The organism is Massilia sp. HP4 (assembly GCF_005222695.1).
Taxonomy (GTDB): domain Bacteria; phylum Pseudomonadota; class Gammaproteobacteria; order Burkholderiales; family Burkholderiaceae_D; genus Telluria.
In genome coordinates this window covers 124895-137816 of record NZ_STGG01000006.1, presented here as the reverse complement: position 1 = coordinate 137816, position 12922 = coordinate 124895, and the positions used below count along the sequence as shown (strand labels likewise).

General features: G+C 65.4%; 10 protein-coding genes. 5 read left to right on the top strand and 5 right to left on the bottom strand.

Annotated features, from left to right (window positions below):
- Positions 1-206 precede the first annotated feature (206 nt).
- Together rdgB and hemW are read left to right on the top strand one after the other, a co-directional pair.
- On the top strand, positions 207-797 hold the full coding sequence (gene rdgB, locus E8M83_RS01905; protein WP_137171713.1) for an RdgB/HAM1 family non-canonical purine NTP pyrophosphatase: 591 nt from the start codon (positions 207-209) through the stop codon (positions 795-797).
- 1 nt (position 798) lies between these two features.
- Positions 799-2046, top strand: a complete 1248-nt coding sequence (gene hemW, locus E8M83_RS01900) for a radical SAM family heme chaperone HemW (RefSeq protein WP_137171701.1) — start codon at positions 799-801, stop codon at positions 2044-2046.
- A gap of 3 nt (positions 2047-2049) precedes the next feature.
- Here the strand turns inward: hemW and E8M83_RS01895 are convergent, their stop codons facing one another.
- From E8M83_RS01895 to E8M83_RS01875, 5 genes are all read right to left on the bottom strand, one after another.
- The gene (locus tag E8M83_RS01895; protein WP_137171700.1) at positions 2050-2895 is read right to left on the bottom strand and encodes a hypothetical protein; all 846 of its coding nucleotides are present in this window, start codon (positions 2893-2895) and stop codon (positions 2050-2052) included.
- Positions 2896-2992: 97 nt separating this feature from the next.
- A complete protein-coding gene (locus E8M83_RS01890; protein ID WP_137171699.1) occupies positions 2993-4096 on the bottom strand; it encodes a PepSY domain-containing protein in 1104 nt (367 codons plus the stop codon).
- On the bottom strand, positions 4096-6387 hold the full coding sequence (locus E8M83_RS01885; protein WP_137171712.1) for a TonB-dependent receptor: 2292 nt from the start codon (positions 6385-6387) through the stop codon (positions 4096-4098). The genes E8M83_RS01890 and E8M83_RS01885 overlap by 1 nt, the downstream gene beginning before the upstream one ends.
- A 157-nt stretch (positions 6388-6544) precedes the next feature.
- Positions 6545-7543: a FecR domain-containing protein gene (locus E8M83_RS01880; RefSeq protein ID WP_137171698.1), complete on the bottom strand. Its 999-nt coding sequence runs from the start codon at positions 7541-7543 to the stop codon at positions 6545-6547.
- 6 nt (positions 7544-7549) lie between these two features.
- Positions 7550-8035 (bottom strand): sigma-70 family RNA polymerase sigma factor, encoded by a 486-nt coding sequence (locus tag E8M83_RS01875; protein ID WP_137171697.1) that lies wholly within the window; start codon positions 8033-8035, stop codon positions 7550-7552.
- Between the two features lie 208 nt (positions 8036-8243).
- Between E8M83_RS01875 and E8M83_RS01870 the strand changes: the two genes are divergently transcribed.
- From E8M83_RS01870 to E8M83_RS01860, 3 genes are all read left to right on the top strand, one after another.
- On the top strand, positions 8244-8675 hold the full coding sequence (locus E8M83_RS01870) for a DUF2231 domain-containing protein (RefSeq protein ID WP_137171696.1): 432 nt from the start codon (positions 8244-8246) through the stop codon (positions 8673-8675).
- Positions 8672-9967 (top strand): sorbosone dehydrogenase family protein, encoded by a 1296-nt coding sequence (locus E8M83_RS01865; protein WP_137171695.1) that lies wholly within the window; start codon positions 8672-8674, stop codon positions 9965-9967. The genes E8M83_RS01870 and E8M83_RS01865 overlap by 4 nt, the downstream gene beginning before the upstream one ends.
- A 194-nt stretch (positions 9968-10161) precedes the next feature.
- Complete coding sequence (locus E8M83_RS01860) at positions 10162-12906, top strand: type VI secretion system Vgr family protein (protein WP_137171694.1); 2745 nt, start codon at positions 10162-10164, stop codon at positions 12904-12906.
- Positions 12907-12922 lie beyond the last annotated feature (16 nt).

Sequence of the window (12922 nt, the reverse complement as noted above, 5' to 3'; positions counted from 1 at the left end):
GGGGTCAGGTCTGACAATCGGACACGATCTCAGCCGTAAAAGCGATCATTGCAGAGGCCGTGTCCGAATGTCAGACCTGACCCCGCCGTTAATCCGAAGCAGGCCTTGCAGCTGTCTTGATCGGCGGTCGTTGTCGGGCGCAAGCGGCGCGAAGCCGGTAAAATAGCCGGTTCATCCAATCCCACGTTCATCCAGAGCGCATGACCATGACCCAACGCCTGATCCTCGCCTCCAACAACGCCGGCAAGCTCAAGGAGTTTGCCCAGCTGCTCGGCCCGATCGGCTTCGAACTGCATCCGCAGGGCGAATTCGACGTGCCGGAGGCGGAAGAGCCGTTCGGCACCTTCGTCGAGAACGCGCTGGCCAAGGCGCGCCATGCGTCGCGGCTGACCGGCCTGCCGGCCCTGGCCGACGATTCGGGCGTGTGCGTGAATGCGCTCGGCGGCGCGCCGGGCGTCTACTCGGCGCGCTTCGCGGGCGAGCCGAAATCCGACGCCCGCAACAACCAGAAACTGGTGGCCGACCTGTCGGGGCTCAGCGACAAATCGGCCTATTACTACTGCGTGCTGGTCTATGTGCGCCACCCGGACGATCCGCAGCCGGTGATCGCCGACGGCCGTTGGAATGGCGAGATCATCACCAACCCGCGCGGTGAGAACGGCTTCGGCTACGACCCGCATTTCCTGATCCCGTCGCTCGGCAAGACCACCGCCGAACTGGCGCCCGAACAGAAAAACGCACTGTCCCACCGCGGCCAGGCGCTGCGCGCGCTGGTCCAGAAACTCACAGCTGCCTGACATGATCCCGATTAAAGTCGCCGGCCCCGCATCGGGCCAGGCTTCAAGCGAGCCGCGTTCGCCGGCCACCGCCGCGCTGCAATACCTGCAGCCGGGCGCGCTGAACCTGACCGCCTTGCCGCCGCTGTCGCTGTACGTGCACTGGCCCTGGTGCGTGCGCAAATGCCCTTACTGCGATTTCAATTCGCATGAGGCGAAGGGCGAGCTGCCCGAGAAAGACTACCTGGATGCGCTGCGCCTCGACCTGGAACAATCGCTGCCGCTGATCTGGGGCCGCAAGATCCACACCGTGTTCATCGGCGGCGGCACGCCGAGCCTGATGTCGGCGGCCGGCCTCGATCGCCTGATGTCCGACCTGCGCACCCTGCTGCCGCTGGACCTGGACGCCGAAATCACGATGGAGGCCAATCCCGGCACCTTCGAGGCCGAGCGCTTCAAAAGCTACCGCGAGAGCGGCATCAACCGCCTGTCGATCGGCATCCAGAGTTTCAATCCGGCGCACCTGAAGGCGCTGGGCCGCATCCACGATGGCGACGAAGCGCTGCGCGCGGTCGAGATCGCGAAGAGCACCTTCGACAACTTCAACCTCGACCTGATGTACGCGCTGCCGTCACAGACCCTGGCCGAAGCGCGGCGCGACCTGGAGACGGCGCTGTCGTTCGCGCCGCCGCACCTGTCGCTGTACCACCTGACGATGGAACCGAACACGGTGTTCGCCAAGTATCCGCCGTCGCTCCCGGACGACGACCTCAGTGCCGACATGCAGGACATGATCGCCGAGGTGACGGGCGGCGCGGGCTACGGGCACTACGAGATCTCGGCCTATGCGCAGCCGGGCCGGCGCGCGCGCCACAACCTCAATTACTGGCAGTTCGGCGACTACCTAGGCATCGGCGCCGGGGCGCACTCGAAGCTCTCGTTCCCGCACCGCGTGCTGCGCCAGGCGCGCTTCAAGCAGCCGGCGTCCTTCATCGAGGCCGCCAAGCGCGGCAATCCGGTGCAAGAGGAACACGAGATCGGTCGCGCCGACATGGGCTTCGAATTCATGCTCAATGCGCTGCGCCTGACCGGCGGCTTCGATCCGAACCTGTTCGGCGAGCGCACCGGGATGAACATCAGCGCGATCGCCAAGGCGCTGAACGAGGCCGAGGCCAAAGGGCTGATCTACCGCGACCACAAGCTGATCAAGCCGACCGCGCTGGGCCAGCGCTTTTTGAATGACCTGCAAGAGATGTTTTTGGCGGACTAAGGCTTAAATATCGACCGCGCCGGCCAGCGCCTCCAGGGTGCGGCCCAGGCCGCCGACGATGCGCGCCATGCCGTCGTAGTCGTTGAGGTCCTGGGCCTGCTCTTGCCCCTGCGCCGGTCCGGGCGGCGCCTCGGCGCGAAAGTACGGAAAGCGTAAAAAGCCGGTATCGGTGATCACCAGCGCCGGGCCGTCGTCGGGCCCGCTGCCATGCCCGGACAGGGTCAGGCCCATCACGTGGGCAGGCGCCGCCAGCCCCTGGCGGGCCAGCATCGGATCGCTGCGCAAGGCGGCCAGCGCCTGGCGCACCTGGTGCGAGGCGGCGCGGGTTCCCACGAACGCCATGAAGTTGCCGCCGTCGCGACGGCCCGCGCCCGGCCTGCGGTCCTCGCCGGCAGGCCGGTCGTCGTCAACAAAAAACACGAAGCGGACCTCGGTGCCGTAGGCGGGGCCCAGCGTCCTGGCTGCGCGCGCCAGTTCCAGCACCGCGGCCGCGCCCGCCGCGCTGGCGGCGGCATCGCGACCCAGGTGGGCGCCGACGATGAAGGTGCGATCAGGACGCCCGTTCGGCGCCAGCCTGGACACTGTTACCTCGATGCTGTGGCCGGGATGCGCCGTATCGCCGCTGCGCTGCATGCGCGGAGCGTAACCGGCACGCCGCAGTGAAGTCTCGACGTGGCGCAGCGCCCCGCCCGTGGCCGTCGTGCCCGAGGCCAGTGCCTGGGTGTGCGCCTGCAGGCGCGCCGCCAGCGATGGCTCGCCCGATGTGGTGTCGACGGTCAGCACGGCCAGCATGATCGCCAGCAGGATTGCGAGGATGACCTTCCAGTGTGAGTTGAAAAAGTTGCGCATGGCATCACACTGCGCCGCAGGGCGCACCGTCGGGAGTCGGTGGGAGCAGTGTATCCAAATCGCCAGCGGCACGCGCCGGCCGGCGGGCAATTCCGCGCTACAACGTCGAACGTTTGCGGGCGCGTCGTCGCGCCTGGCGGCGCTGCCACCACAGCACCAGGCCGGTGATGCCAAGGACGCTCAACACCAGGCCGAGGAGTGCCACGGCAGCATCTCCCGCTACGCCGCCCAGCTCGCCCGTATGCAGCGGGAAGACGATCGAATTGATCCGGGTGCCGGGATCGAGGGCGTCCCAGCGGCGGCTGGCCAGCACCTGGCCATTGCGCGGATCGAGCCAGGCCACCGAACGCCCGTTGGGATGGGGATCGTCGGGCACGTGCATGCGCACGGCCAGCGGGCGGTCCAGCTGCGGCGTGTACAGGAACAGGCCGATGCGGCCATCCGGGAAAGCTTGTTGCGCGGCGCTTGCCAGCGCGTCGAGCGGGAGCGCCGGTCCGGCGGCGGCGGCCGGCAGCGTGGGCGCGCTCACGACGGGCGTGCCGGCCAGCCAGCTGATCAAGCCGCCGATCGGCCGCCAGGCCAGGTAGGCGCCGGTGGCCATGCTGACCGCGAGCAGCAGCGCGAACACGATGCCGCCAGTACGATGCAGGTCGAAGGAGGCGCGCGAGAATCCCTTGTCCAGTGCGATGCGCAGCGCGGGCGGCCAGCGGCGCGGCCACCACAGCACGATGCCGGAGATCGCCAGCAGCAGGTAGACGAAGGCCGCCAGCGCCAGGATGGCCTTGCCGGTCTGCCCGAGCCACAAGGCGCTGTGCAGGCCGTGCAGCAACGACACCACGCTGTCATGTTCGCCGCGCCGGCCCTGTTCGGCGCCGCTCGCCGGATGCAGGTAGAGCGAACCGCGCCATCTGCCGCGCACCAGCACTTCCAGCGTGTCGCCATCCGCGCGCGGCGGGCGGAAGGTGAAGGCGGCTTTCGGGCCGAATTCAAGCGCCAGGCGCATGCGCAGCGACTCCAGCGAGACCTGCGACACCGCCGGCTGTTGCGCCGCCACGAAGTAGTCCGGATGCAGCCAGCGGTCCAGCGGCCGCGCGACGACCAGCAGCGACCCGGTCAGCCCGGACACGATCAGGATCCAGCCCAGCCCGAGCGCGGTCCAGCGATGGCATTTGAGCCAGAGACTGCGCAGCGATGCGGTCATCAGTACGCCAGCCGCAGCTGGACGTAGAGCATGCGCGGCGCGCCGACCATGCGCCCGCCATTGGTGTCGGTATTGCGCGTGTAATAGCGGCGGTCGGCCAGGTTGTTGACGCCCAGCTGGAAGTCGGGCCCCTTCCTGCCCGCCATCCTGTAGCTCAGTTGCGCATTGAGCACGCCGAAGCCCGGCACGCGGCCGAGCGCCGCATTGGCGGTCTCGGGCACCGTGTTCGCGGTATCGGTGTAGTGCTTGCCCTGCGCCGTGGCCGACAGGCCGAGCGCCCAGGCGCCGCGCGTATAGCGCGCGCCGAGCGTGCCGGTCTGGCGCGAGTAGAACGGCACGTCGCCGCCTTCGAATTCGCCCGACTTCTGGAGCGCGCGTACGTAGGTGTAGTTCGCGTACAGGTTCAGGCCGGCGAGCGGTCCGGACTTGTCGAGATCGACGTCGACGGCAAACTCGATGCCGTCGTGGGTAGTCGCGCCCAGGTTGCGGAACACGGCCGGATTGGTGCCGGGGATCGACAGGATCTGGTTATCGAAACGCAGGTCGAACACGGTGAACTCCGAACGCAGCTGCTCGCCCGCATAGCGCACACCGGCTTCCAGCGTCTTGGCCACTTCCGGGTCGAGCGGGTTGGTTTCGGACATCGAGTTCAGCTGCGTGTACTGGACGGCGCCGAACGAGGTGCTGTAGGCGGTGTACAGGGTCAGGCGTTCGTTCGGCAGGTAAGAGACGTTCAGCGACGGCAGCGCGCGGCTGTTGCGGACGTGGAAGGGCGTATCGTCGGCGGTGCCGCTCGGGTTGCGGTCGCTTTCGATCTTTTCGTAGCGCACCCCCGGCGTGATGCGCCACTTGTCGTAGGCGATCCGGTCGTCGATATACACCGAATGCGCGCGCGTACCGTTCTCGAATACCTGGGTCACGCCGACCTGCTGGCCGGTGGCGGCATCGGTCGAAAAGCGCCGGTCCTGCCCCGTTTCGCGGATGTAGCGGTAGCCGACCGTGACGTCGTGGGTGGCCGGTCCCCAGGCCAGGCGCTGCGTGTAGCGCGGCTCGAATCCGCGTACCTTGTTGTCGCGCGGCTGGAAGTCATGGCGGGCTTGCGCGGCATTGCCCAGCAGGCTTTCGCGCGCGCTGTCGTAGGCATAGGCGCGGACTTCGAACTCCCGGGTGGCCGACAGCGCGTTCACGTAGCCGACATCGACCTGGTCGCGGTCGCCCTTCCAGTAATCGCTCGGGTGGGTATTCTGGAACGGGTCGCGTTCATACTGGGCTGGCGTGAGGCCGCCCGGCGTCATCGACTTGACGTCGTAGTGGGCGATCTTGCCATAGACCTCGGACGAGGGACCGAGCTTGTAGCGCCACTTTAGCGCCAGGTCGTTGTAGCGGTCGTCGCTGCCGTCGCGCCAGTGGTCGCCTTCCATGCCGGAATAGAGCAGGGCGACGCCAAAGCCGTTATCGAGTTCGGTGCCCAGATAGCTTGAGACCTGCCGGTTCGCGCCGCCGCCCTCGTAGGTGTTGTAGCGCGCCGAGGCATCCGCGGTCAGGCCGCCCTGGTTGGGCACCGGGCGGGTCTTGAAGTTGATGATGCCGCCCACGTTCTGCGGGCCGTAGCGCACCGCGCCGCCGCCGCGCACGACGTCGATCGAGTTGAGGTTGCCCAGGCTGGTCGGGGCCAGCACCAGGTTCGGCTGGCCATACGGCGCCATGGCCAGTGGAATGCCGTCGATCAGCATGGTCGAGCGGAAGGAGTTGCGCGGGTTCAGGCCGCGGATGCCGATGTGCAGGCCGACCGAGCTGCCGGTATTGCTGGTGCTGCCGCTGACCTGCACGCCGGGAATCCCGCGCAGCACATCGGCGATGGTCGCCGCGCCGCTGTCGACGATCTGTTCGCGCCGCACCAGGGTGCGCGCGCCGCCGAAGGCTTGCACGCTGTTTTCCAGTCCGGTGCCGAGCCAGTCGCCGACCACCGTGATGGTCTCGAGCATGCCGATATCGCGTGGCGCGGCGGCTGCCGCCACGGGCGCGGGACGGCGCTGGATGACGAAGCCCTCGCCGGCCTGCGGCACGGCTTGCGCGCCGCTGTCGGCCAACAGGAGCGCCAGGCCATCGGCCACCGTGTAGCGCCCGTCCAGGCCGCGGTTGGACAGGCCGGCCACGTCCTCTGGGCGGAAGGCAACCGTGACGCCGGCTTCGCGGGCGAAGCCCGACAGCGCCTGCGCCAGCGGGCCGGGGGCGATCTTGTACTGCCGCGCTTTCGGCGTGGCTTGCGCGCTGGCCGCGTGCGTATGCATGGTCGCGCCGAGCGCGGTGCAGGCGATGAGCGCGCGCAGGGTAAAGTGGGCCAGGGCGGCGGGGACGTGTGGCGACTCCAAGGCGGTTCCTTTCATTTGCTTGACGGTGTATGAGCCGAACCAGCGACAAGAAAGGGACAGGAGGCGAAAAATATTTTCAGGTGGCGCTGGACGTCACCGTGACCCAGTAGGCGGTGCGTCGCACGATGCGCACCGGCAGGGTCTGGCCGATGATGTCCAGCACATGGTCGGTGTCGCCTACCTTGAACACGCCCGAGACGCGCAGGTTCGCCACCTCGGGCGCGCAGCGGATGATCCCGGGGCGAAAGCGCGCCAGCTCCTGCAAGAAAGCCTCGAGCCGCACGTCGTCGGCTTCCAGCATGCCCCTGGTCCAGGCCGGCGCCGCGGTGGAAGGGCGCGCCTTGGATGCCGGCTTGTCGAACGCGTCGGCCGAGAACTGGACGGTCTCGCCTGCCTCGATGATCCTGCGCTCGCCGCTGGCGTGCAGCACGACTTCGACCCGGTGTTCGAGCACGGTCAATTCCGTGCGGCCGCCGTCCCGGTCGAGCGCGCGCACGGTGAAACGGGTGCCGAGGGCGCGCAGCCGCGCCTGGGCGGTGTCGACCAGGAAGGGGCGCGCCTGGCCGTGCATGTCGGGTGCGGTCTCGATATAGATTTCGCCGCGCTCGAGCTGCACGAGGCGGGCACTGTCCGAATAGCGCACCGCGATATCGGTCGCCGTATTGAGCCGCAGCGCGCTGCGGTCGGCCAGCATCACGGGCCGCTGCTCTCCGACGCCGGCGCGGTATATGGCCTGGACGCCCTGGGCTTCGCCGCGCATCGCCCGGTAGCCGAACCAGCCGGCCGGCAGTGCGACGCCCAGCGTGGCCAGCGTCTTGACCACGGCGCGCCGGTTGCCGCGCGCCTGGCGCGTGAGGACGGGCACGCCGAGTTCAGGCGCGAGCGCGCCGAATTTCTGGCTCAGGCGCTCGGCGCGCTGCCAGGCTTGTTCGTGTTCGGGCCGCTGTTGGCGCCAGTGCTCGAAGGCCTGGCGGTCGGCAGCATCGGCCTGGCCGGAATGCAGGCGCACCAGCCAGCCTGCTGCTTCCCGAATGACTTGGGGATCGAGCGGCGTGGTGGCATCAAGGGCGGGCACGGCGGTTCAGCACAGCGCGTTCAGGCACAGCTCGAAACCTTGCGCCATATAGCGCTTGACCGTGCGGTCGCTCAGGCCGGTGCGGGCGGCGATCTGGACATAGCTCAGGCCTTCGAGCTGCGACAGCACGAATACCTCGCGCGCCTTGGGCGCGAGCTGGGACAGCATCGCGTCCAGTTGCTGCAGCTCTTGCTGCATGGAGACGAGCTGCTCGGGCGAGAAGGCGAGCTCGTCTGGCAGGGCGGTGAGTGTTTGCAGCCAGGCTTGTTCGAGCGTGCGGCGCCGCCAATGGTCGTTGAGCAGGCCACGGGCGATCGTGGCCAGGAAGGCGCGCGGGTCGACGATGCCGGGCACCTCATCAGGCCGGCGCAGCAGTCGCAAGAAGGTGTCGTGCGCAAGGTCCACCGCATCGTCGGCGCTGTCGAGGCGCTGACGCAACCAGCGGCATAGCCAGCCGTGGTTGTCCTCGTAGAGAAATTGGATGGTAGACATGGTCGATCCCTTCGCGCGGCGGACGCCATGCAGTCAGGGTTACAGGGGCAATCCTAAATGATAGCGATTATTGTTCTCATTTGCAACGACTGGAAGTGGCAAGTCGACGGTAACTGGCCCTGATCGTGTGCATACAACCAACTATGCGACAGGACAGTTTTATGTTCGATATCATCGCGTTATCAAAATCACCATTGAAGGAAAATCAATGTCAACCGTGACCACGGCCACCCCGGCTTATCGAAGCCCGCCCGGCCTGCTGCATACCATCTTGCTTGCGGGGAGCGTCTCCCTGTTCCTGGGAGCGCTCTTGAGCGATATCGCCTATTACAAGACCTACCAGATCCAGTGGAGTAATTTCGCATCCTGGCTGATTGCCGGCGCCGAGTTGTTCAGCGGCCTGGCGCTGGTGTTCGCGCTGGCGAACCTGATTCGGGCAAATCAAAAAGCGGGGCAGGTGCTGATGTACTTCGTGCTGCTGTTGGCGACCTGGCTGCTGGGCCTGTTCAACGCCTTCCAGCATGCGAAGGATGCGTGGGCCGTCATGCCGGCCGGCCTGGTGATGTCGGCCATCGTATTCCTGTTGATCTGCCTGACGGCCTGGGTGGGCCTGTCGCCACGCGTGGGAGGTGCACGATGAACCGTTCGAGCACACTGGCAGTATTGGGCGCGGCGTTGCTGCTGAGCGCCTGCACCGAGGGCGAAGGCGCCAAGACCCTGTCGCGCGGCGCCGATCCGGCGCTGCCGGATCCGCAGCGCGGCATCTTGCCGAGCATGAAGATCGCCGAGCCGTCGCCATGGGGCGACCAGAAACCAACCGTGCCCGAGGGCTTCAGCGTCACCGCGATCGCCACCGACCTGCAGATTCCGCGCCAGACCCTGGTGCTGCCGAACGGCGACATCCTGGTGGCGGAAGGCCGCGGCGGCAACGCGGCCAAGCTCAAGCCGAAGGACGTGATCGCCGGCTACATCAAGGCCAAGGGCAATACCCAGGTCAAGAGCGGCAACCGCCTGACCTTGCTGCGCGATGCCGACGGCGATGGCACCTATGAACTCAAGACCGTGTTCGCGGCAGAGCTGAACGCCCCGTATGGACTGGCGTTCGCCAACAACAAGATCTACGTCGCCAACCAGGATGAGCTGGTGAGCTTCGATTACCAGGAAGGCCAGACCAAGGCCGCCGGCGCGCCGACCACGATCACCAAGCTGCCGTCCGAGATCAACCACCACTGGACGAAGGCGATGACCGTCAGCCCCGACGGGCGCTACCTGTATGTCGGCATCGGCTCGAACAGCAATATCACCGAGCGCGGCATGGAGGCCGAGGTCGACCGCGCGATGGTGTGGCAGATCGACGCGGCTGCCGGCACCTACAAGCCATATGCGACGGGCTTGCGCAATCCGACTGCGCTGGCGATGCATCCGGAGACCGGGCAACTGTGGTCGGTTGTGAACGAGCGCGACGAGCTGGGGCCAGACCTGGTGCCGGATTACCTGACGTCGGTGAAAGAGGGGGGCTTCTATGGCTGGCCGTATGCGTATTGGGGCCCGAATGCCGATCCGCGCGTGAAACCGGGCGACCCGGAAAAGGTAAAGGCCACCATCAAGCCGGATTACAGCCTGGGCTCGCATGTGGCTGCGCTGGGCCTGCATTTCTCGTCGCCGGTGATGGACGAGAAGTTCGCGAACGGCGCCTTTGTCGGGGAGCACGGGAGCTGGAATCGTAATCCGCCAGTGGGCTACAAGGTGATCTTCGTGCCGTTCGCGAATGGGCGGCCGGCGGGTGAGCCGATCGACTTCGTGACAGGTTTCCGGGATGAAGGCGGCAAGACGCGCGGGCGGCCGGTTGGGGTGACCGTCGATCCGCGTGGTGCGCTGATCGTGGCAGACGATCTGGCCAATACGATCTGGCGGGTGACCCGTAATCGTTAAGCGCCTCGGCCTTAGCCGGTAGTATTAGCGATGGCCGTCCGCGTTTCATACGTGGACGGCGTTGTGTCATCGTTTCGGCTGGCGCTCGCCAGCCTGCAGTAGTTGCGCCTTATCAATTCCCTCATGATTTCCGGTCGCTATGATCGGCTTTGCTCCTAGGCACGAGCAAACCGTTCATTCATGAGGTGGCCGCCGTGATTACTGATAAGTTTGCTGCGAGTTTCAGCAATCTGACCGACATGAACCGCGCCATCCGGCTGCGTCTCTCGACTGCGAAAGGCATCGTCGACGATCTGCTGCTGGTAAAGTATGTCAGCGGCGTCGAGACGATCTGCGGAGGCATCGAATATGCCCTGCAATGTGTTTCGCTGCAGGCCGGCATGGAACTCAAGCGCTTCATTGCCAATCCGGTCGAGCTTCAATTCGTGACCGACTCGGGGGAATTGCGCTCGGTCTGCGGCATCGTGGGCGGTGCGGCGGAAGGCCAGAGCGATGGCGGACTTGCAAGCTACCAGCTGATCGTGCGCGATGCGCTGTCCCTGCTCGAGCAGACCTGTAATACGCGGGTGTTCCGTAACCGCAGCGAAATCGACATCACGGAAACCATCTTGCGTGAATGGCGACATGTCAATCCCATCGCGGCGGCGGCTTTCCAGTTCGACTTCAAGGGACTCAAGCAATACCCCGCTCGCGAATTCACGATGCAGTATAACGAGTCCAACGCTGCTTTCCTTCGGCGGTTGTGGAAGCGGCGTGGGATTGCGTGGTACATCAAGGCGGGTATTGCGACCGAGCGGGGAAGCGACACCACCCCCGCACATACGCTCGTGCTGTTCGACCATCCTCATGCGCTCGAACAGAATCCTGTCGGGGCGGCGCGCTATCACCGCGACGACGGCACCGAACAACGCGACAGCATCACTGCCTGGCATGCGGTACGCAGCCTGACGGCTGGCCGCGTGAATCGCCACAGCTGGGATTATGCCCAAGCGTGGTCGATGGGTAGCCAGGAGGCCAGTCTTGCCGACCAGGGAACGATGGGCAACCAGTTTGCGGCCAGTGTCGACGATTATCTGGTCGACTCGCCGCATGCCGGCGCCAGCGGCGACGATTACCGCAGCCTTGGCGTGCTGCGCATGCAGCGCAAGGAATATGAGGCCAAGTTATTTCAGGGGGAAAGCGGTGACCGCGACATGCGGGTCGGACAATGGCGGCGCATGGATGGGCATCCTGAAATCGACAGCCATCCGGCAAATGAGCGGGAATTCGTTTGCACCGAATTGCGGGTGGAGGCTGAGAATAATCTTCCGAAGACGCTCGACGAGAAGGCTGGCCGACTATTCGCCTTGAACCGCTGGGGCAGCGACCGCGCCAGCCTGGTGCAGGCGAGTATCGAGCGCGGCATGCGTTACACGAATCGATTCACGTGCGTGCGGCGTGGGATTCCGATCGTTCCTGCCTACGATCCGCGGGTCGACTTTCCCCGGACCGAAGCGCAGACCGCCATTGTGGTGGGGCCTGCGAACCAGGAAATCCATTGCGACGAGCATGGCCGGATCAAGGTGCGGTTTCCGGCGTGCCGTCCGGAAGACCATGAACATGCGGATGGGGCCGGTGCTTCCGGCAGCGATCGCGATTCGGCGTGGTTGCGGGTTGCGTCTGGGTGGGCGGGGGAGCGGTATGGGGCCATCTCCTTGCCGCGCGTGGGCGACGAAGTGGTCGTCGTGTTCATGGGCGGGGATCCCGACAAGCCGCTCATTATCGGAAATGTCCATGGTGCTCGGACGCCACCGCCTTCGTTCAGCCGCAACAGTGTTCTTCCTGGGGACAGGCATTTGTCTGGGATCGTGAGCAAGGAAGGGCAGGGGACGCGGGCCAACCAGCTTCGCATGGACGATACGCCGGGGCAGATCAGTGCCCAGCTTGGGAGCGAGCACGCACACAGCCAGCTGAATTTGGGCTATCTCACGCATCCGAGGCGTGACGGGGCGGCAGAACCGCGTGGGGAGGGGGCCGAATTGCGCACCGATGCGGCGTTGTCCCTGCGTGGAGGCGAGGGCATTCTGATTAGTGCGGATTCTTCGCTACGTGCTGCGGGGCGCTTGCTTGATCGAGATGGGCTCGCTGGCCTGTCGGAAGCAATGCTGAGTATTCAAAAGCAGTTAGCCGAGTTGGCCGAGGCGCATGAAACTGATGCGGTGGAGCCCGAGTCGCTGGTGAAGCTGAAAAAACATCTCGACAGTTGGGAGGACGGCAGCAACATCGAAGGGCAGTCGGCATCTGGGGCAGACCGGTCGCCGATCGTTGCCATCGAAGCGCCTGCTGGCGTAATTGTCGGAAGTCAGGCGGGCATCGCAATCGGTGCGCAAACGGATATCGATCTTCTCAGTCTTCGGAATACGCAGGTTTCCGCAGGACGCAAACTCCTTCTCCATGCGCTGCAGGGGATCAGTGTCTTCGCGCATTCGCTCGGAGCCAGACTAGTCGCAGCGAGTGGAAAGGTCGAGATCGAAGCACAAGATGAGAATGTCGAGATCACTTCAGCTAAACGTATTGTCCTGGCCGCGTCCGAGGAAATTGTGCTGCAGTCGCCCAAGGTCACAGTCGTCACGCAAGGTGCCCAAGTCGCAATTGGCAATGGTGCGATCACGCATCAATGTACGGGCGGTTTCGTGGTCAAGGCCTCCAAGTTTGAGTTTCCCGGGGCGGGTGACGCAGGGGCGATGGCGATGCGCATGCCCGATAGCGTCGTTAAACACGATCAGCGTGTGCGCATGATCGATTTGAGTACTGGTTCGCCTTTAGTAGATCAGCGGTATCGCATCACGCTGGAAGACGGACAAATTTTGGAAGGGCGAACTGATGCAGCTGGGATGACGCAGGACTTCGAGTCCGAAATCCCATTTGCTCATTACACAATTGAAGCGCTGGATGACTAATCTGCAGCAATGGGAC

Coding starts and splice junctions, on each gene's coding strand:
- rdgB (WP_137171713.1), top strand. CDS start 207: ATGACCCAACGCCTGATCCTCGCCTCCAACAACGCCGGCAAGCTCAAG.
- hemW (WP_137171701.1), top strand. CDS start 799: ATGATCCCGATTAAAGTCGCCGGCCCCGCATCGGGCCAGGCTTCAAGC.
- E8M83_RS01895 (WP_137171700.1), bottom strand. CDS start 2,895: ATGCGCAACTTTTTCAACTCACACTGGAAGGTCATCCTCGCAATCCTG.
- E8M83_RS01890 (WP_137171699.1), bottom strand. CDS start 4,096: ATGACCGCATCGCTGCGCAGTCTCTGGCTCAAATGCCATCGCTGGACC.
- E8M83_RS01885 (WP_137171712.1), bottom strand. CDS start 6,387: ATGCATACGCACGCGGCCAGCGCGCAAGCCACGCCGAAAGCGCGGCAG.
- E8M83_RS01875 (WP_137171697.1), bottom strand. CDS start 8,035: ATGTCTACCATCCAATTTCTCTACGAGGACAACCACGGCTGGCTATGC.
- E8M83_RS01870 (WP_137171696.1), top strand. CDS start 8,244: ATGTCAACCGTGACCACGGCCACCCCGGCTTATCGAAGCCCGCCCGGC.
- E8M83_RS01865 (WP_137171695.1), top strand. CDS start 8,672: ATGAACCGTTCGAGCACACTGGCAGTATTGGGCGCGGCGTTGCTGCTG.